The sequence below is a fragment of the Halomonas shengliensis genome, assembly GCF_900104135.1.
GTDB classification, from domain to species: domain Bacteria; phylum Pseudomonadota; class Gammaproteobacteria; order Pseudomonadales; family Halomonadaceae; genus Halomonas; species Halomonas shengliensis.
On sequence record NZ_FNIV01000003.1, the window covers coordinates 124490 to 144696 of the forward strand.

Here is a 20207-nt window from a genome sequence, read left to right on the forward strand (position 1 = left end):
CTGGCCAAAAGCTGCCTGCCAACACGTTGGCAGGCAGGCTATGAGATTTTAATTCTCAGTCCTCACCAGCCAACCTTCCACCACCTCAGCGCCATATTCATCCTTCCACTGCTTCAGTGTCTTCTGGTTACCGCCGCGGGTCTCGACGACTTCACCGGTGTTAGGGTTCTTGTAGATCTTCAGCTTGCGCTTGGCGCGGCCGGTACTCCTGGTGCTGTTGGATCCCTTGTCAGAAATCGATGCCGGATTCAGTAGTTTGATAACCTCAGTGGCTGACTTATCGAACTCGCGCATTAGGTCTTCAAGGTGGTTCTTGAACTCCAGCTCTGTCTTCAGGCGATCGTCGTTTTTCAGCCTGTCCAGCTCCTCCTGGAGCTGCTTCAGCTGCTGTTCTTTCTGTATGTAGGTGGTGAGAATTGACATGGGCTTCCTCTCTATGGGCTGGATGGAGGTAAGTAGTATGGTAGTATTTTCTATATGATTCAATAGACCTCACCACCTACATCCAGAAAATGTTCAGTTTTGATACAGCAGGTGAATGCCGTCGAATTATTTTGATTAAAGTCATAGGTTGTTTCTAACAAACAGACTATTCATTTCCTGATCTCTTTTTATGAGAGTGCAACCTAGCTAGGCAATGATCGAATGAGTTTCACGAATGTTTCGTAGGACCGTGTGCAGCGCAAACTTTCGCGATGCTAACAATTATTATAATGAATCGATTTTTTCAAAACCTGAATGAAGCAGAATCCGCGATGTGGACATACTTCCAGGCAGCACCAATCGTTTTTTGCTGGCGATAAGCTCGACATCAACATACAAGTGCCTCGCCAGCCATAGGCCGCTTCGCACGTAGAAGCGCGACTTCAAACCCCCAACCGACCTGGACAGCTAGCTAGGTGCTTACACTCGTGGACTCCCCGGGCTGCAGGCTCAGGAGAGGTCTGATTCGGAAATGCGATCTTAAGCACCCACCAAACCAACTAAGTGCATATACTCGCTGAAGCGCCTGGTAAAACTCCCAGTCTGGCCTGGCCCGAACAAATGCGGCCTCAGGCACCCATCTGACCTGACGATATACAGCTTTCTTCAATTTATGTCATGTCCGGACGTCAATTGTCAGAGAATAAGACATGACGCCGAGCGGTAAAGGCCGGTTCGAGGGTGCCTCTGGCCGCCGCCGACCTAGCTGCACCAATACAACCAGCCTCTACCGCATGCCAGTGATGCCTGATGAGCAGCGTGTTGTGGTCAGTCAGGTGTCAACGAATGGCCAATTTATTTACCTGAAGCCCCATATTTGGTCACTCTGTTGACAGATACCGCCTAGCAGCACTGGTCGATGCATAACATGCTGTTTTGTAAAGATTCATCTCGTATTTATCACAGTGTCAACGAGGGTGATGTTATTCGATACAAATCACCCCTGGCCCGAGGATCCCGCCACCGCCGAGGCCACCGCCCGCACCAAGCGGCGTTAGGTGGCGTCGCTTCGACGCAGTAGCCGCAGCGCCAGGCCGCCCACCAGCAGCGTACCGGCGATCAGCACCCCCCACAGCAGCCAGCGGGTCCAGTCCCGGGGCGGGGTCAGGGCGGTCTCGCCGGCCAGGGTCTCGCGCGCCCCCAGGCAGGCGCCGGCCGGCTGCCACGCCTCGCCGTGGCGGGCCCGCAGCGACTCGAGCACCGCTGCCACCGCGGCCGGCTGGCGTACCGCCTGGGCGCTGCCGGCCACCAGCCGCCAGGGGGCCTCGCCCTCGGCCAGGAACACCACCCGCTCCGGCGTGTAGCCCAGGCGCAGCCGGGGTGGCGGACCCGGGCGCGTGGTATCGGTAAGCAGCCGCCAGTGGCGGTCGCGGCGGGTTTCGTCAAGCGCCTGGGGCAGGGAACGCAGCTCCCCCGGGGGTTCCCCTAGGCGATAGCCCGTCCAGGGGCGAGTCGCCGTCCGCCAGGGGGCGTCCGGCGCCTCGCGGCTCTCCAGCCGCCAGCGCGCGGCGTAGGGGGTGTCGCTCACCACATCGGCGAGGCTGACCGGCGGCCGCCCCGCCAGCCGGTAGTGGAACTCCCCATCGGCGAGGCGCTCGCCGTCGAGGAGCGCCCAGGCCGATTCCCGGGCCGCCGGGGATGCCGGCATGACCGCCTCGACGCCATCGAAAGCGATCGGCGGCTGGCCCGGCAGCGGGCGCAGGCGCAGATAGCGGGCCGAGGTGGCGCCGAGCTCCAGGCGGCGACGGACGAGCCGCTGGCCGTCGTGGGCGACCTCCAGCAGCCGGCCCCGGGCCAGCAGGGGCCGCCATTCCTCGAGGTCGTCGCTGGCCTCCACGCGGTAGAGGCTGTCCACCGGGGCCTCGGCGTCCCAGTGCAGGGAGAGGGCGGCGACGGGCCCGTCAAGGCCGCTCAGGTCGACCAGGGCGGCGCCGGAGGCGTCTCGGTCACGGCGCGCGGCGTCATCGCCCGCCGAGCCGCGGCTCTCGATGCGCCGCAGCCGTCCCGAGGCATCGGTCTCGCCGATCAGCTCCCAGCGCGAGGTATCGCTCGGTGGGGGCGGCAGCGGGAACCAGGCCACCGGCTGCAGGCGTTCGCTCGGCGCCGGGGCGGGTTCCTCCTCAACCCGGGTGGGGACCGCCCGGCCGCGGGCGTCGACCACCTGGAGGTCGGCGAGGGCCGGGGTATGCAGCGAGCGGTAGACCTCCGGGGTCAGGGTGAGGCGGTAGGCCGCCGCCGGCGCCTCCACCTCGAGGGGCCAGGCATGGCGCCACTCCTCCTCGAGCGTTCCGGCCCCAAGCAGCGTGGGCCAGGCCAGCAGTGCCAGATAGCCGAGGCGTCTCATGGCGTCTCCTCCTGCCGCCGCGGCGGCGCCGGGGCGAGGTAGCCCACACCGATGCACAGCAGCCCGTAGCCGATGAAGGAGGCGATGCCCAGCAGGTTGCCCAGGTGCTGGCGATCCACCACCACCAGCTTGACCAGCACCACCGCCATCAGCAGCGCGGCGAGTCGCCACAGGGTGCGTTGCCGGCGCCGCGAGCCCAGCACCCAGCCGATCACCCCCAGTAGGCTCCACAGCAGGGTGAGGCCGGTCTGCACCAGGCCGAGTTCCAGCATCGCCGGCGACCAGGGCGCGCCGCCCGCCAGGTGCGCCCCGCGCAGCAGCTCCACGGTGAGCAGCAGGAAGGCCGCGCCCCCCAGCAGGGCCGTGGCGTGACGTGCCGGCGCCGCGGGCCAGAGGCCGCCTCGCCACAGCTGGAAGGCCACCAGCAGGGTCGTCCACTGCGCCAGGGCCAGGGGATTGGCCAGCGGCAGCCAGGGCAGCGGATAGGGATCGCCGGGGCGCGGCAGCAGCGCCACCCAGGCGAGTGCCAGCGCCAGCAGCACGCCGGTGGCGAGCGACACGCGCCAGGCCCTGGCCGGCTCGACCAGGGGGCGCAGCACCCAGTCGGGGCGGCGGCAGAGCAGGACGGCGAGCGTCAGCCAGGGCAGTAGCGCGGCGGCGAGCTGCCAGGCCGGCGCCAGGTTCAGGGGCAGCGGCTGCAGCAGCAGGGTGCTGAGGAAGAGTGGCGTGGCGGCGAGCCAGGCCCCCTGGGCCCAGGCGGCGGGCGGCAGGGGCTCCCCGATAAGCGCCTCGGGGTGTCGCGCCAGCCCCTGGAGCTGGTGATAGCCGAGCGCCATCACCAGGGCGAAGCCCCAGGGGGCGAGGGGGCCGCCGGCGAGCGGTGCCATAAGGGCCTGCTCGAGGGCACCGCCGAGCAGTAGCGCCGCGAGCAGCAGCCCGCCGGCCACGCCCCAGGCCAGCGCCGCGGCCGGCCGGCGGCGATGGCACTCGGCCAGGGCCAGCCCGGTGAACGCCAGCAGCGCCAGGCGCCAGTCGTCCGCCAGGCTCGGCGGGGCGTGGCGCTCGATCTCCCGGGCGGCGATGCCGAACCACCCGGCCAGGCCCCAGGCGAAGGCGCCTATGGCCCAACGCCGTCGGCCGTCACGCCACAGCAGCTCGGCGCTGACCAGCCCGGCGGCGGCGATCAGCACGCCGGCCATGAAGGCGGCGTTGGCCACCGGGGTATCGGTGGTCCAGGCGAAGAGCAGGCTGGCGAGCAGCGTGAGGCCCGCCACCAGCTGCAGGGCGAGGCCGGCGAGGCGCGGCAGCAGGCGGCATTGGCGCAGGCCCAGCCACACCAGGGCGGCGCCCTCCACGGCCAGCAGGCCGGCGCTGACCCGGGCCGAGAGCGCCAGCGGGATCGCCAGGGTGGCGAAACCCAGCGCCAGGGCGGCATGGGCCTCGCCGAGCGGCCGGGTGGGGGCGCGGCGGATGAGCCTGGCGGCGAGCAGGGCATAGAGCAGGGCGACCCCCAGGGCACACAGGGCCAGCGGCAACCGTTCGCCCTCCAGCAGCGCGGCCTGCAGGCCGAAGGCCAGCAGCGGGGTGCCGAAGACCAGGGTGCCATCGAGCCGCCTGACCGCGGCGCGGGGGGACGGCGTCTCCGCCCCGCGTCGGGCGTGGAGGATCGGGATCGCCAGGTAGAGCAGGAAGAACAGCGCCAAAAAGGGCTGGGCCACGGCGAAGTGCGCGGGAGCGTACTCCAGCACGCCCCAGGCCGTGGCGATGGCGAAGGTGGCGACGAAGCCCAGCAGCTCGAGCAGACGCCAGTGGCGCACCCAGGCGATGGCGAAGATGCCGAGGTTGAGCAGGGCGTAGTAGCCGAACAGCACCAGCGGATCGCCGGGCCCGCGGGCCAGCCACAGTGGGGCCAGGAAGCCGGCCAGGCTGCCCAGCACGGCGAGCGAGAGCGCATTCTGCAGCACGCCGAGCACCCCGAGCCCCGCCACCAGCACCGCGCTGAGCAGGAAGGCGAGCGGCAGGGGCAGCAGCGCGAAGCGCTGGGCGGCGGCGAAGATCACCATCAGCAGCACGCCGATGGCGCCACCCTGCAGGCTCAGGGCGAAGGCGCGCCGTGCCTGGTGCTGGTGCCAGCCGAGCCCCAGGGCGGCCACGGCCAGGGCGGCGATGCCGGCCAGGCGCAGCTCGACGGAGAGGGTCAGCCAGCCCTGGGTGGAGGCGTGGCGGATCAGCGCCGCGAGCCCCGCGAAGAGCACCAGGATGCCGATCTTGACCGGCAGGTTGCCCTCGCTGAGCCAGCGCGCCGCGGCGCCACGCGCCCGGCGAGTGGCGGCGGCGAGCCGACGGGCGGGCCCACCTCGCCAGACGCGTCGCCGGCCCTCGCCAGGTGGGCGCTCGGTAGCCTCGGCCTCGCGCCAGGCATCCATGGTCAGCGCCTCTCTCGCCCCTTTCGTCTCTCTCGCCTCGCGCGCTTCTTGTGCCTCTTGCGCCGGCGCCATGGGCCCCGGTCGATCCGCTCGGTCTCGAGGCGCCGCCTCGGCCCGTTCGCTCGACGCGCCGTCGGCGGCGGGGCGGGACAGGGCCGCCTCAAGCGCCGCCACGCGACGGCTCAGCCGCGACAGCCGCACCAGGGCGACCACGGCCACCAGGCTTGGCAGCCCCAGCAGGATCACCAGCAGTGTCATCAGCAGCGGCATGGCTTCCCTCCCTCGCCGGCGTGTCGGTGGATGCCCGGGACCTTCCCAGCATGGGTCACCCGCGCCCGGCTGTCGCCTGTTCCCGCTGGCTCAGTGGCGCCGCCGCAGCACCCACTTCTCCGCCTCGATCACCAGGTAGATGGCCACGCCGACCGCGAGGATCGCCAACCAGTGGCTCGCGGCCAGTCCCTCGGCGCCGAACACCAGCTGCATGAAGGGCAGGTAGGTCCAGCCCAGCTGCAGCACCGCCACCGCGCCGATGGAGCCCCACACCGGGCGGCTGCCGAAGATCCCCTGTAGGGAGAGGGTGCTGGCGGTGAGGAAGCGGCTGTTGATCAGGTAGGCGGCGCTGCCCACCACCAGCATGTTCACCGCGCCGGCACGGGCGAGCTCGATGCTGCCGCCCTGGGCGTTGAGGATCCAGGAGAAGACCCCGAACACGCCGAGCAGCAGCAGCAGCGAGACGAAGCCCACCCGCCACAGCAGGAAGAGGTCGAGCAGGGCGGCGCCGGGGTCACGCGGGCGGCGGCGCATCAGGTCCGCCTCGCCCTTCTCGAAGGCCAGCGCCAGGCCCAGGGTCACCGCCACCACCATGTTGACCCACAGCGCCTGCACCGGGGTCACCGGCAACTGGCTGCCGGCCAGCACGGCGAGCAGGATCGCCAGGCCCTGGGCACCGTTGGTGGGCAGCAGGTAGGTGATGGTCTTGCGGATGTTGTCGTAGACCTTGCGGCCCTCGCGGATGGCCCCGACGATGGTGGCGAAGTTGTCGTCGGCGAGCACCATCTCGGCGGCCTCCTTGGCCGCCTCGGTGCCCTGGATGCCCATGGCCACGCCGACGTCGGCGCGCTTGAGTGCCGGGCCGTCGTTGACCCCGTCGCCGGTCATGGCGCAGATGCCGCCGTGGGACTGCATCGCCTGCACCAGGCGCAGCTTGTGCTCCGGTGCGGCCCGGGCGAAGACATCCACCTCGAGGATCACCTCGGCGAGCTCGGCGTCGGACATCGCCTCGATCTCGCGGCCGCTGATCGCCCGCTCGGTATGGGCGAAGCCCAGCTGGCGGGCGATGGCCAGCGCCGTCACCGCGTGGTCGCCGGTGATCATCACCGGGCGGATGCCGGCGGCCAGGCACTCCGCCACCGCGGCGATCGCCTCGTCCCGGGGCGGGTCGAGTAGGCCCACCAGGCCCAGCAGTGTCAGGCCGTCCTCGGCGTGGTGATCCTCCAGCGAGGCGACCTCATCGAGCGGCTTCTCGGCCAGCGCCAGCACCCGCAGCCCCTGCTCGGAGAGGGCATGGATGCGCGCCTCCCAGGCATCGTGATCGAGCTCGCCGTCCTCGCCATCCTCCAGGCGCACGCGGTGGCACATCTCCAGCAGGCGGTCCGGTGCCCCCTTGACCAGCAGGCAGTGCCTGCCGTCAACCTTGTGGAGGGTGGCCATGTACTTGCGCTCGGACTCGAAGGGGATGGCGTCCTGGCGGCCATGATCGCCGCGCAGGGTGCGGGCCTCGAGCCCCGCCTTGGCGGCGGCGACCACCAGCGCCCCCTCGGTGGGATCGCCGTGGATGCGCCAGTGCCCCTCCTCGCGGGCCAGCTCGGCGTCGTTGCACAGCACCCCCACCTTGAGGAAGTGGCGCAGGGCGTGGTGGTCATCGAGGTCGAGTGTCGCGCCCGTCCGGCCGTCGTCGGCCACGGCGTGGAAGCGCCCCTCGGGGGCGAACCCGGTGCCCTCGACGCGGACCTCGCCCTCAGGCAGCCAGATCGCCCGGGCGGTCATCTCGTTGCGGGTCAGGGTGCCGGTCTTGTCGGAGAAGATGGTGGAGATGGAGCCCAGGGTCTCCACCGCCGGCAGGCGCCGGATGATGGCGTGGCGCCGCGCCATGGCCTGCACCCCCAGCGCCAGGCCGATGGTGACGATGGCCGGCATCCCCTCGGGGATCGCCGCCACGGCCAGGCCCACCGCGGCCATGAACATGTCGCTTGCCGGCTCGCCGTGGACCAGTACGCCGAAGGCGGCGGTGAGGGCGGCGATCGCCAGGATGATCATCGCCAGCACCCGGCCGGCGCGGTCGATCTGGCGCAGCAGCGGGGTCTTGAGCTTCTCCACCCCGCGCAGCAGCTCGGAGATGCGACCGATCTCGGTGTGGGTGCCGGTGGCCACCACCAGCCCCCGGGCGGTGCCCTGGACCACGATGGTGCCGGCGTAGGCCATGCCGGTCCGGTCGCCCAGCTCGGCCTCGGCCTCCACCGTCGCGGTTTCCTTGTCCACCGCGGTGGACTCGCCGGTCAGCGAGGCCTCCTCGGTGCGTAGTCGCCTGGCGGTGAGCAGGCGCAGGTCCGCCGGCACCCGGTCGCCGCTCTCCACCAGCACGATGTCCCCCGGCACCAGCGCCTCGGCGGGGATCGTCTGGCGCCGGCCGTCGCGCAGCACCTGGGCCTGGGGCGAGAGCATGTTGCGGATGCTCTCCAGGGCCTGCTCGGCCTTGCCCTCCTGCAGGAAGCCGATCAGGGCGATGATCAGCACCACCCCGAAGATGGCGATGGCGTCCAGGGTGTGGCCGAGCCCCAGGCTCGCCACCGCGGCGCCGATCAGCACCAGCATCAGCACGTTGGCGAGCTGCTCGAGGAAGCGCTTCCATGCCGGGCGTGCCTCGGCCTGCTGCAACTGGTTGGGGCCGTATCGCTCGAGACGGGCCTCGGCCTCGTCCTCGGCAAGCCCGTCGGCGGACGCCTCCAGGCGTGCCAGGGCCTCCTCGCCGGTCAGGGCGTGCCAGGCGCCCGCCTCCTGCTGTGATTCGCTCATCCCGTGATCTCCGGCCGGTCATGGTCCATGCCGGCAGATGTATCACATCTCATGCTGCGCTGCAGTGACACGGGACAGGGTTCCGTGCCCAAGCCGCTGAAACGCCGGCCGTGAGAGGCGTCAGCGCGTCTCGGGCAGCTCGCCGGGCACACGGTAGCGGGTCGGGGCGTTCTGGCGCTCCTCCGAGGTCAGGGTCTCGTCCTCGGCGGGCACGCCCCACACCGTCTCGCTCTCGCGGTCCGGATAGGTGTAGGTGGTGCAGCCGGCGAGCAGCGTCAGGGCGAGGGCGGCGATTAGCGGGCGAGCGATGAACATGGGGGCTCTCCAGAGGGGATGAGAAGCGACGGCCGGCGTCGCCGCCGGCCGGCAGGGCGTCAGGCGTCTCCCGGCGGGCCTACCCGGACCAGCCGGCGAGGATCGGCACGTAGACCACCAGCAGCAGCACCGCGATCAGGCCCAGCAGGTAGGGGACGATCGCCCGGGTGATCCGCTCCAGCGGCAGGCGGGTCACCGAGGAGGCCACATAGAGGTTGATCGCCACCGGCGGGGTGATCATGCCGATGGCCAGCCCCATGACGATGATCAGCCCGAAGTGGATGGGGTCGATGCCCAGCTGGGTGACCAGCGGCAGCAGCACCGGGGTGAGGATGATCAGAGCACTGGCGGTCTCGATGAACACCCCGGTGAGCAGGATGACCGCCACCACCAGCAGCATGATCACCAGCGGGTCGGTGGAGAGCGACAGCACCGCCTGGGCGATGGCGCCGGGCACCTGAGCGCTGGAGAGGGTCCAGCTGAGCACCGCCGAGGTGGCGATCACCAGCATGATCACCGAGGTAGTGATGGCCGAGCGCATCAGGATGGCGTAGACATCCTTGAGCGTCAGGTCACGGTAGACGAACAGCGACACCAGCAGGGCGTAGTTGACCGCCACCACCGCCGCCTCGCTGGGGGTGAACACCCCCGAGAAGATGCCGCCGAGGATGATCACCGGGGTCATCAGGCCCCAGCTGGCGCTTTTGAAGGTGCGCCAGATGGTGGCCGCGGAGAGGGCGGTGCCGCGGGGGTAGTGGCGGCGGTAGGCCTGGACGATGGCGATGGCCGAGAGCCCCACGCCCATGGCGATGCCCGGCAGGATGCCGCTGAGGAACAGCTGCGAGACCGACTGCTGGGCGATCACCGCGTAGATGATCATCGGCACCGAGGGGGGGATCACCACGCCGATGGTGCCGCTGGCGGCGATCAGGCTGGCCGCCGAGGCGGGCTCGTAGCCCTTCTTGCGCAGCTCGGGTACCAGGCTCGAGCCCACCGCGGCGGTGGTCGCCGCCCCGGAGCCGGAGATGGCGGCGAAGAACATGCCGGCACCCACCGAGACGATGGAGAGCCCGCCCTTGAGGAAGCCGAACAGCGAGTCGGCGAAGGCCACCAGCCGCTCGCTGACCCGGCCCTGGGCCATCAGGTCGCCGGCGAGGATGAACATGGGCACCGCCACCAGGGCGAAGGAGTTGATGCCTTGGAACATCTGCTGGGTGACCACCATCAGCGGCACCCCCTGGGCATGGAGCGCCACCAGGGTGCTGGCGCCGATGGCCAGCGCGATGGGCACCCCCAGCAGCATGAAGATAAGGAACAGCGCGAAGAGCAGGGCGGTCATGGGGCCTCCTCCTCGGGCTCGTGCGCCTCGCCCAGCACCAGGCCGATGACGTCCACCAGGGCGTACCAGGCCATGATCGCTGCCGAGAGCGGGATCACCGCATAGACCCAGGTCATGGAGAGGCGCAGCGAGGCGGACTTCTGGAAGCTCTGTACCTGCATGTACTCCCAGCCGATGACCACCAGACCGAGCAGAAAGCCCAGCGCCACCAGCAGGGCGGCGATGCGCGCCAGGCGCCGGGGCAGCCCGGGCAGGGCGTCCACCACGAAGGTCACGGCGATATGCCGGCCGCGACGGAAGGCGAGGGTGGCGGCGAGGAAGGTGATCCACACCAGCAGGAAGCGGGCCACTTCCTCGGTCCAGCCCACCGCGGTGAAGAAGACGCGCGAGACGATCTGCAGGGTGATCACACCGATCAACGCCGCCATCGCCGTGACGACCACGGGCGCGATGACGGCGTCGAGGGTGCGCTCACTCCACCGCAGCGGTCGCAGCAGGGAATGGGCAAGGTCGGGCACTTACTTCAGGGCCTCCTGTATGCGCGGCAGGTAGTCGCCGAACTGCTCGCCGTACTGCTCGTAGACCGGGGCGACGGCCTCCTGGAAGGCGGCGATGTCGGGTTCCTCGACGATCTCCATGCCCGCCTCGCGCAGCTCGGCCAGCTGTTCGGCCTCCATGTCGGCGTTGACCCGGCGCTCATGCTCGGCGGCCTCCTGGGCGGCCTGCTCGATCACGGACTGGGCGGCCTCCGGCAGCTGGTTCCACACCGGCATGCCCATCACGAAGAGCGCCGGCGCATAAGTGTGGCGCGACAGCGTCATGTGGTCCTGGGTTTCAAAGAGCTTGAAGGAGTGGATGACGTTGACCGGGTTCTCCTGGCCGTCGATGGTGCCCTGCTGCATGGCGGTGAGCGCCTCGGTCCAGGCCATGGGCACGGCGTTGGCACCGAGCTCGCGGAAGGTGTCGACGTAGACCGGGTTCTCCATCACGCGGATGCGCAGGCCGTCGATGTCCGCCGGGGCCTCCACCGGGCGCTCGCTGTTGGTGAGGTTGCGGAAGCCGCGTTCGGCGTAGGCCAGCCCCTTGAGGTTGACTTCGGAAAGGCGGTCCAGCAGCTCCTGGCCGATCTCGCCGTCAAGCACCGCATAGGCGGCCTCGGGGCTCGGGAAGAGGAAGGGCAGCTCGAACACCGCCATCTCCTCGAGGAAGTTGGCCACCGGGCCGTTGGTGATCACGCCCATGTCCACGGTGCCGATCTGCATGCCCTCGAGCAGGGTACGCTCGTCACCCAGGCTGGCATTGGGGTAGAGCTCGATGTCCACCTTGCCCTCGGTGCGCTCCTCCACCAGCTCCTCGAACTTCATGGCGGCGATATGGAAGCCGTCCTGCTCGTTGACCACATGGGCCAGGCGCAGGGTGACCGGGTCCATGTCGGCGAACTCGTTGGCCTGGGCGGTGGCGGCCATGGCGAGCGAGACGGAGAGAGCCAGCGTGCTGCGGAGAAAACCGTTCATTATTCGTTTCCTTTGTGTGTCAGCGAGTTGCGAATCCAGCGCCGGAAAGCATGCCCTGTGGCGGGGAGGTCGGTCAATTTCACGCTCGCGCCGGGTGGTGTGCGCCTACGCCTGGGCGCCGGCCTGCTCACGCAGCCAGGCGATCTCCTCGGCCCAGATGTCGGGCTCGATGGTCTCCAGCACCAGCGGCATGTCGTCGGTGCGCGGGTCCTGCATCAGGGCGGTGAAGCAGGCCGTGCCGATGTTGCCGCGGCCGAGGCTGTGGTGGCGGTCCACCCGGCTGCCGAGCTCGCTCTTGGCGTCGTTGAGGTGCATCCCCTTGAGGTAGTCGATGCCCACCACGGCGTCGAACTCGTCGAGCATGGCGCGGGTGGCGTCCCCGCTGCGCAGGTCGTAGCCGGCGGCGAAGGCGTGGCAGGTGTCGAGGCAGACGCCGACCCGCGTGCGGTCCTCCACCTGGGCGATGATCTCGGCCAGCTGCTCGAAGCGCCAGCCCAGGTTGCTGCCCTGGCCGGCGGTGTTCTCGAGCACCGCGGTGACGCCGCGGGTCTCGGCCAGCACCTGGTTGATCGACTCGGCGATGCGCGCCAGGCAGTCGCTCTCGCTGCTCTTGCGCAGGTGGCTGCCGGGGTGGAAGTTGAGGCGGTCGATGCCCAGCTGTTCGCAGCGGCGCATCTCGTCGAGGAAGGCGGCCCGCGACTTGGCGAGCCCCTCGGCCTCGGGGTGGCCCAGGTTGATCAGGTAGCTGTCGTGGGGAAGGATCTGGCCGGGGCCGAAGCCGTGGCGCCGGCAGGCGTCGCGGAAGGCCTTGATGACCTTCTCGTCGAGGGGCTTGGCCTTCCACTGGCGCTGGCTCTTGGTGAAGAGCGCGAAGGCGTTGGCGCCGATGGCCACGGCGCGCTCCACCGCCTGGTCGACGCCGCCGGCGGCGCTGACGTGGGCTCCGATGTACTTCATCCTGTGTGCTCTCTTGTCGGGTGGTCCGGGGTGGCGGATCCCGGGATTGTCGCCGATCCGGCCGGCGAACCCCAGGGCGTCCATTCGTGGCGACGGTGGACGTCACCCGCGCCGGTCCGCTAGGGTCGGGGGCCACCTCGATCAACCAGGAGATCCCATGACCCTGCGCAAGTCCCTCGCCGTTTCCTCGCTGAGCCTGGCCATGGCCGTGCCGGCCTTCGCCCAGCAGATGCCCCAGGGGCAGCCGCCCAGCGCCGAGGAGCAGGTGGCCCAGCTCGACCAGCTGGTCGACCTCGACCAGCAGCAGGAGCAGGAGCTGGTGACCCTGCTCAGCGACTCCCGCGAGCGCATCCAGTCGCTGCAGGCCGAGGCCCGGAGCGTGCAGATGCGCCTGCAGCAGAACGCCGGCCCGGAGTATGACGAGGCCGCCATCCGCCAGGATGCCGAGCTGCTGGGCGACCTCTCCGGTGAGATGACCGCCGAGAGCGTGCTGATGCAGTCGCGCATGCAGGCCGCCTTGACCGCCGAGCAGCGCGACGAGCTGGAGCGCCAGATCGCCCAGCGCCAGCAGCAGATGCGCCAGATGCAGCAGCAGATGCAGCAACAGCAGCAGGCGCCGGCCCAGTAAGCCGGGTGGCGCGGCCCGCCTGGCGGACCCGAGGCGCGATAAGGACGGCACCCTGCGGGGTGCCGTCCTGCGTCGTGGCGGGCGAATTGCGGGTCGCTCAGCGCCGGTCGTCGGGGCGGCCCAGCCAGTAGCGATGGCCGCGGCGCTCGGGGCGGGCCTCCACCAGCGGCTCCCGCGGCCGGTAGGGGCGCGAGGAGGGCGGACGCGGCCCCTGGCGTCGCGCCAGGGCCATCAGGCGTCCGACCCGCTCCTCGGTGGCCGGGTGGGTCTGCAGGAAGCGCAGCCAGCCTGGCAGCTGACGGCGCCCGAAGAGGGTGGTCAGCCATAGCCCGTTGTGTGCCTCGAGCACCCCGAGCGCATCGGCCAGTCCCTCCGGGTCGCGGGTCAGCGCGGCGGCCTCCATGTCGGCGGTGAACTCGCGATTGCGCGACAGCGCCAGCTGCAGCAGGGTGCTGGCGGTGGGCGCCAGGCCCACCGCCAGCAGCTCCAGCCAGGGCAGGCGGATTTCGCCGGCCATCACCATGGGCAGCATGGCGATCAGCGCCAGCTGTACCAGGAAGGCGCCCCACACCGTCAGCCGCGTCATGGTCGCGGCCATGGACATCACCCGGGTGTCGCCATGGCGCAGGTGGCTCACCTCGTGGGCCAGCACCCCGGCCAGCTGGCGCAGCGAGAGGCGGCGCAGCAGCCCTTCGGTCACCGCGATGCCGCCGTCCCGGGCGTCCCCCACGGCGAAGGCGTTGAGGTCCTTCGAGGGCACGTAGAAGAGCCATGGCGGCTGGGAAAGGCCGGCGCGGCGGTAGAGCAGGTCCATCACCCGGTAGAGCTGCGGGGCGTGGTGGCGGTGCAGCACCCCGGCCCCGGCGTTGGCCAGCACCAGGCGTGCCGGCACCCGGCCGCTGAGGTAGAGGGTCAGCAGCACCAGGCCGAAGGCCCAGACCACACCGGTGCCCCCGGCCAGCAGCCAGGCGGGCACCGAGAGCAGCAGCGACATGCCGCCCAGGATCAGCAGGTGCTGGAGGGTGTTGTGAAGTCGCTGGGCGGCGAAGCGAGAGAGCATGGCGAGCCTCCTGTCCACACCAGCCTAACCCGCCGGCGCCTGCCATGACAGCCAAGGCGCAGCGACGCCACCGCGTCTGTAACGATTGGTCTCACCGTGCAAACAATTATGGAAATGCATGCCGGATATTGAAATCTGTGCGGCGGTGCGCTTTATTAGACGGGTAACCAACACGGAGACACGCCATGTCACTGCCCATCCACACCCCCGAAGTCATGGAATACCTGCTGCAGAAGGCCGAGGCCGTCAAGGCCGCCCGCGAGGCGATCGCTGCCTACATCGGCTGAAATTCTCCCCCGGCCAGGGATGGCCACCCCCTTCCTCTTTTCTCTCCTCCCCGCGTTCCCGCGCTTCGCGCCGCGGCCGGCCCGATTGCCGGCGTCCTGTCCCGCGGGCGACCCCTGTCGATTGAGAAGGCTTCGCCGCTCCGGCACTATGTGCGCTCGCCGATGATGAGTCGGTATCGCCATGCCAAACGACCAGGGACGCGACATGGGCCAGCTGCTACGCATCGTGATGATCCACGGCCACCTCGAGGGCGTGGTCGAGCTGAGTGTGGAGGGCCACACCAACATCTGCGGTACCAACGCCTCGGGCAAGACCACCCTGCAGCGCCTGGTGCCGGTCTTCTATGGCGAGCTGCCCAACCGGGTGGTGCCGCGCACCCGCCTCAAGTTCGACGCCTTCTACCTGCCGCACCGCAACAGCTACCTGGTCTACGAGTATCGCCGCGAGGAGGGTGACGTCTGCCAGGCGGTGCTGACCCGGCGCGGCGAGGGCGGGGTCGAGTACCGCTTCGTCGGCGACGCCTACCGCCCCGAGGACTACCTGGTGGAGAGCGAGGCCGGGGTGGTGGCCCTGGACTACGCCCAGTGGGCCAACGGCCTGCGCCGGCGGGGTGTATCGGTCTCGCCCAAGCTGGGGGCCACCTCCGAGTATCGCGCGGTGGTCCAGAACGACTTCACCCAGACCGGGACCCAGACCGGGACCCAGCCCCGGGGCAGCCGCAAGGAGGCGCTGCGCCTGCGCCAGGTGGCGGCCCGCTTCAGCCTGGTGCGCCCCGGTCAGCGCATCCGCCACATGGAGAAGCTGGTCTCGGCGGTGCACGCCAAGGAGGGCAAGATGGACACCCTCAAGACCATGCTGGCGGCGATCTTCGAGGAGGATGGCGTCGAGCTGCCGGTGACCCGCATCCGCAACACCAAGGCGCGGGAGTGGATCGCCCGTATGCGCCAGTCCATGCGCCTGGCGCCGCTGCAGCGCTCGCTTGCCGAGCTCGAGCGCCTGGATGGCGAGATCGGCGAGCTCGAGGCCACGCTGTGGCAGCTGGGCCCCCAGCTCACCGCCGACCGTCACCGCGCCGAGCGTGAGCAGGCCGACCACGACGCCGAGATCCAGCGCCGCCAGCGCTATGTCCAGGCCCTGGAGGCGGCCTACCAGGAGAAGCGTGACGCCCTCAACGAGCGTGCCAGCCGCCTCGACAGCGAGCTGGCCCAGACCCGCGCCGACCTCGACGACCTGCAGCATCGCTATGAGGCCTTCGAGGCGGCCGACATGCCGGCCCTGGAGCAGGACCTGCAGGCACTGCCCCAGTGGCGCGAGCAGCAGCAACAGCTGCGCGACCACCTGGAGCAGCTGCAGCAGGTAGTGAAGGAGAGCAAGGCCAGGCTGGAGGCGCGCCTGGTGGAGCTCGGCGACCTGCTAGAGGCGCGCCGCGACGAGCTCCAGGCGCGGATCGACGCCCTGGGCGAGGAGCGTGAGGCGTGCCGCGAGGCCCAGCGCGAGGCCGAGAGCCGCCTGGAGGCCGACCACCAGGCGCGTCGCCAGGCGCTCGACGACGACTACCGCACGCGGCTGGAGGCGGTGACCACGCGGCTCGCCGAGCTCCGGGCACGGCTCGAGCATCATGCCCAGAGCCCCGAGGAGGTCCGCGAGGCCGAGCAGGCCCAGGCCCGGGTCGACCAGGCCCAGAGCGAGCAGGGTGCCGCCGCGGCCGCCCTGGAGCAGCTGCGCGGTGAACTCGACGCCCGCAAGGAGGAGCGTGAAGCCGCCGAGGACGAGTTGCAGACCGTCCGCACCCAGCGCGGCCGCGCCGATGCGCGCCTCGAGGCGCTCGAGGCCCAGCGCGACCCCGCCCAGGGCAGCCTGCGCCACTTCCTGCGCCACCATCGCCCGGGCTGGGAGCAGCGGCTGGGCAAGGTGATCGCCCCCGAGCTGCTGGCGCGGCGTGACCTGGCCCCGCAGCTCAACGATGCCGCCAGCGACGACCTCTACGGCCTGGCGCTGGATCTCGCCGCCATCGCCCCGCCCGACCATGCCCGCGAGGAGGCGGACCTGCTGGCCGAGATCGCCGCCGCCGAGGCGGCGCTGGAGGCGGCCCGCGAGGAGGAGAGGGCCGCCGAGAAGGCCCTGCGGGGTCGGCACCAGAAGGTTCAGGAGGCGGACGCCCGTCTCGACGAGGCGCGCCGCACCCGGCGTCGCGCCGCCGAGGAGGTGGACTATGCCCTGCAGGCGCGCAGCCAGTGCCAGCAGCGCCATGCCGAGGCGCGCCAGGCGCGCCAGGCCGCCTGCCGCCAGGCGCTGGCCGAGCAGGAGGCCGCCCGGGAGGCGCTGCAGGAGGAGCAGCGCCGGGCGCTGGAGGCGCTCGCCGACGGCCACCATGCCCAGCGCCTGGAGCTCGCCGCCGACCATCAGGGGAAGGTAGAGACCCTCGAGCAGCGGATCGCCCAGCACCGCCGCCAGCTCGCCGAGCACAAGGAGGAGCACCGCCGCCAGCGCGACGAGCTCACCGCCGCCTTCGACCGCGAGCTGGCGGAGCAGGGCGTCGACCCGGCGACCGTGCGCGAGACCCGCTCACGCCTGGAGGCGCTGGGCAAGCGCCTGCGCGAGACCGAGGCGCGCCGCGAGGAGCTCGACGCCTACACCCGCTTCATGCGCGTGGAGTGGGGCGAGCGCAAGCCGCGCCTGGTGGCCCGCGAGGCCGAGCTTTCCCGTGAGCGCGACGCCCTGGAGCGGGAGCGCGAGCAGCGGCGGGCCGACTTCCAGGCCGCCCGGGGAGAGCATCAGGCGGCGCTCGCCGAGCTCAAGGCCCGGCGCGATGCCGCCCGGGCACTGGTGGAGACCCTGGCGCCGCTGCTCGATACCCTCGAGGGACTGGCCCTGGCGCCGGCCCCCGAGGCCAGCGGCGAGGCGCCGGGCGACGTGGAGGAGCGCATCGAGCGCCTGCGCCAGGCGCTGGCCGACCACGCCCGCGAGCTCGAGGCCCTGCGCCGCGGCTGTGAGCGGCTCGAGGCGGAGCTGATCAAGGGCGCCAGCGCCGACTTCGAGGCGACCCTGGCCGCCGAGCGAGCCCGGCTCGAGGGCGAGAGCCCGCGCCGCCTGCTGCCGGTGATCGCCGGCATGCTCCAGCTCCTCGAGGGGCAGCAGCAGCAGCTGCTGCAGGAGGGACGCAACCTCTCCGACGACCTCGACAAGTTCTTCACCGTGTTCAGCGACCTCAACCGGCGCATCAGCGCCCAGAGCCGGCGCCTCTCCGAGGAGGTGGCCGACGACCTGGCGCTCGAGGGCATCGGCCGCGCCGAGGTGAGGATCCAGTCCACCATCGACGAGCTGGGCTTCTGGGAGCCGCTCAAGCGCTTCTCCCGCCGCTATCGCGAGTGGCGCGACTCCGGCCAGCCGCTGCCCGGCGACGACTACCTCGACGCCCTGGCAGACGTGGTGGAGCTGTTGCGCAGCGACCAGCAGTACAGCTTCGAGAGCCTGCTGCGCCTGGAGCTGCACCTCAACGAGGGCGGCACCGACCTGGTGATCCGCAGCGACCGCCAGTTGCTGGAATCCTCCAGCCACGGCATGGCCTACCTGATCCTGTGCAAGTTCCTGCTCGCCTTCACCCGGCTGCTGCGTGGCCAGGCCGGGATCACCATCCACTGGCCCATCGACGAGATCGGCACCCTGGCCTACCACAACGTCGAGAAGCTGTTCGACGCCTGCGACAACAACCGCATCCATATCGTCGGCGCCTTCCCCAACCCGGAGTCGGACGTGCTGCTGCTGTTCCACCACCGCTATCTGATCGACCGAGACGAGGCCGCCCCGGCCAAGCGGCGCCTCAAGCGCATCGAGCCGCGCCTGTCGCGCCTGGCCCAGCGCCTGCAGGCCCGCGCCGAGGAGGCGGCGTCATGAGTGAGCCCACGATGACGACGCCCTCCATGGTGGCCTTCGGTCCCCTGCTGGAGCGGCTGCTGGCCGGCGAGTTCATCTGCGCGGTGAGCGACGAGGGCGCCTTCCGCCGCCTGCAGGACGAGGAGGTCCGGGAACGGCTCGACGCCTACCTGCGCCCGCTCAACCGGCGGCTGGCTACCAACGATGAGGGCACGGTCTACTTCCTGGCCTGGCACACCTTGGACGAGGCCGCCCGGGAGCAGCTCTCCCGCCAGCTGGGCGAGACCGTTGCGAGCCTGTTGCCGCTGCTGGAGTGGTTGCAGCTGGTGCAGGAGGCGCTCGGGCGCGACGGGCCGCCGGCCCCCGGCGACGTGCTCAAGCCTGCCGACTTCAGCTCGCGCTGCGAGGATCACCTGGGGCTGCGCGAGCGCCTCGAGCGCCTGGCCACCGACCCTTTCTTCGGTTCCCAGAGCGACCAGCTCGACGCCCAGCTCAAGCAGGTCTTCAAGCGGCTCAAGGAGCACGGCTACCTGCTCCAGCCCCACGCCGACCGCCAGTACTACCTGGTCACCGCCAAGATCGACTACCTCCTCGACCTGGTGCGTTTCATCCGCGACGAGGAGAACCTGCCCGTGGACGACCAGGCGCCGAGCGCCCAGGAGCGCCTGCTGTGAGCCAGGCGCCGGCCCATGCCCTGGAGAGTCGCCTGATCGCCACCGGCGTCGAGCGCCTGGCGCTGCTCGGCAAGCACGCCGAGGCGCTGATGGCCGGCTATGCCCGGAACGAGGTGCCCCTGGAGGGGCTCACCACCACCGCCCTCAACCGGTTGCTGGCGGCGCGCATCCTGTGGCGGCCGGACGAGCAGGGCGGGGTCAAGCTCGCCCCCAAGGTGCGCGAGCTGATCGCCGAGATGCTCGCCGACGAGAGCCGCCGCCACGTCAACGCCGACGTCGCCGAGACCCTGGAGCTGTTGCGCGGCCTGGTGCAGAGCTACCGCGAGGCGCGCGACGCGGGGGAGTACTGGCGCCAGGAGCAGCAGCTGCTGCGCCTGCGCCAGGAGGTGGATGACCTCAACGGCCGCTTCGCCGACGCCATCGACAGCCTGTGGCGGCGCCTCAACGGCGACTTCGGCTTCGTCAGCCGTCTGGCCGACAAGATCCGCGAGAACGAGCGCGCCCAGAAGCAGATCGTGCGCCTGCTCGACGGCCTGGCGCTGATCGACTTCGACGAGCTGATCACCCTGGTGGGCAGCGACGGGGCCCTGCGCAAGCTGCTGGTCAGCGGCCTGCAGCAGCAGCTCACCCAGCACTACACCAGCCTGCGCGAGGTGCAGCGGCGCCTAGTGGAGCTGATGGCGCGCTTCCGCCAGCAGCAGTCGCGTAGCCGCCTGGTGGCCGGCATGGCCGGCTTCCTGCGCGAGCACCCGGGCTTCGTGCCCGGCAACTACGCCCGGCGCAGCGAGGTGCCGGGGCTGGTCAACCGCGCCGCCCCGCTGGTCGCCGCCGGCGCCGCCGCCCTGGACCACCACCCCGACGGCCGCGTGCTCGGCGAGCTGCTCAAGCACCTGCCGCCCCCCGTCCATCGCCCGGAGCCGGTGAGCGCCGCCGGCGTCGCCGCGCCCCAGGAGGACGCGCTGGTGGCCGCGCGCCAGCAGGCCCTCAAGGAGGACGTGGAGCGCTTCTACCTGGCCGTGGTGGATGGCGGCGAGCCGCTCAGCGCCCTCGAGTTCCTGGCCCAGGGCGCGTTCGCCTGGGGCGAGGAGATCTGGCTCTTCCAGGTGATCGCCGAGTTCCAGGGCCTGCCCCGCAGCGAGCAGCGTGCCTTTCGCCTGCGGCCGCAGGAGAGCCAGGCCGGCCGCTACAATGATGTGCGGCTGATCCACGACGTCGTCCTTGAGCTCGCCTGAGG

General features: G+C 70.4%; 14 protein-coding genes. 4 read left to right on the plus strand and 10 right to left on the minus strand.

The genetic code is table 11. The annotated features are described in order from the left end of the window. Positions 1-48: 48 nt before the first annotated feature. The 9 genes from BLP95_RS05560 to nfo all read right to left on the minus strand — a co-directional run bounded on the left by BLP95_RS05560 (position 49) and on the right by nfo (position 12450). Positions 49-423 (minus strand): histone-like nucleoid-structuring protein, MvaT/MvaU family, encoded by a 375-nt coding sequence (locus BLP95_RS05560; RefSeq protein WP_089677414.1) that lies wholly within the window; start codon positions 421-423, stop codon positions 49-51. A gap of 1054 nt (positions 424-1477) precedes the next feature. Continuing rightward, on the minus strand, positions 1478-2827 hold the full coding sequence (locus tag BLP95_RS05565) for a DUF3999 domain-containing protein (RefSeq protein ID WP_089677415.1): 1350 nt from the start codon (positions 2825-2827) through the stop codon (positions 1478-1480). Continuing rightward, positions 2824-5523, minus strand: a complete 2700-nt coding sequence (locus BLP95_RS05570; RefSeq protein WP_089677416.1) for a DUF2339 domain-containing protein — start codon at positions 5521-5523, stop codon at positions 2824-2826. Before BLP95_RS05570 ends, BLP95_RS05565 begins: the two co-directional genes overlap by 4 nt. A gap of 90 nt (positions 5524-5613) precedes the next feature. Then, positions 5614-8325: a cation-translocating P-type ATPase gene (locus BLP95_RS05575; protein ID WP_089677417.1), complete on the minus strand. Its 2712-nt coding sequence runs from the start codon at positions 8323-8325 to the stop codon at positions 5614-5616. Between the two features lie 120 nt (positions 8326-8445). Then, positions 8446-8640, minus strand: coding sequence for a hypothetical protein (locus tag BLP95_RS05580; protein WP_089677418.1), 195 nt, complete (start codon positions 8638-8640; stop codon positions 8446-8448). A 79-nt stretch (positions 8641-8719) separates the two neighbouring features. Then, positions 8720-9979 (minus strand): TRAP transporter large permease, encoded by a 1260-nt coding sequence (locus BLP95_RS05585; protein WP_089677419.1) that lies wholly within the window; start codon positions 9977-9979, stop codon positions 8720-8722. Further along, positions 9976-10497, minus strand: a complete 522-nt coding sequence (locus BLP95_RS05590) for a TRAP transporter small permease (RefSeq protein ID WP_245678691.1) — start codon at positions 10495-10497, stop codon at positions 9976-9978. Before BLP95_RS05590 ends, BLP95_RS05585 begins: the two co-directional genes overlap by 4 nt. Next, the gene (locus tag BLP95_RS05595; RefSeq protein WP_089677420.1) at positions 10498-11493 is read right to left on the minus strand and encodes a TRAP transporter substrate-binding protein; all 996 of its coding nucleotides are present in this window, start codon (positions 11491-11493) and stop codon (positions 10498-10500) included. It abuts the gene before it with no gap. Between the two features lie 105 nt (positions 11494-11598). Continuing rightward, a complete protein-coding gene (gene nfo / locus BLP95_RS05600; RefSeq protein WP_089677421.1) occupies positions 11599-12450 on the minus strand; it encodes a deoxyribonuclease IV in 852 nt (283 codons plus the stop codon). A 157-nt stretch (positions 12451-12607) separates the two neighbouring features. Between nfo and BLP95_RS05605 the strand changes: the two genes are divergently transcribed. Beyond that, complete coding sequence (locus BLP95_RS05605) at positions 12608-13078, plus strand: hypothetical protein (protein ID WP_089677422.1); 471 nt, start codon at positions 12608-12610, stop codon at positions 13076-13078. A 97-nt stretch (positions 13079-13175) separates the two neighbouring features. Here BLP95_RS05605 and BLP95_RS05610 read toward each other — a convergent pair whose 3' ends face one another. Beyond that, complete coding sequence (locus tag BLP95_RS05610) at positions 13176-14138, minus strand: zinc metalloprotease HtpX (protein WP_089677423.1); 963 nt, start codon at positions 14136-14138, stop codon at positions 13176-13178. A 492-nt stretch (positions 14139-14630) separates the two neighbouring features. On the opposite strand from BLP95_RS05610, the gene BLP95_RS05615 reads away from it, so the two are divergent. The 3 genes from BLP95_RS05615 to BLP95_RS05625 are packed head-to-tail and all read left to right on the plus strand — an operon-like array spanning position 14631 to position 20205. Next, positions 14631-18320 (plus strand): ATP-binding protein, encoded by a 3690-nt coding sequence (locus tag BLP95_RS05615; protein ID WP_089677424.1) that lies wholly within the window; start codon positions 14631-14633, stop codon positions 18318-18320. 26 nt (positions 18321-18346) lie between these two features. Then, positions 18347-18973 carry a condensin complex protein MksE gene (locus tag BLP95_RS05620; protein ID WP_089677656.1) on the plus strand — a complete coding sequence of 209 codons (627 nt, stop codon included), beginning with the start codon at positions 18347-18349 and terminating at the stop codon, positions 18971-18973. Next, positions 18970-20205 carry a hypothetical protein gene (locus BLP95_RS05625; RefSeq protein WP_089677425.1) on the plus strand — a complete coding sequence of 412 codons (1236 nt, stop codon included), beginning with the start codon at positions 18970-18972 and terminating at the stop codon, positions 20203-20205. The genes BLP95_RS05620 and BLP95_RS05625 overlap by 4 nt, the downstream gene beginning before the upstream one ends. Positions 20206-20207: the final 2 nt, after the last annotated feature.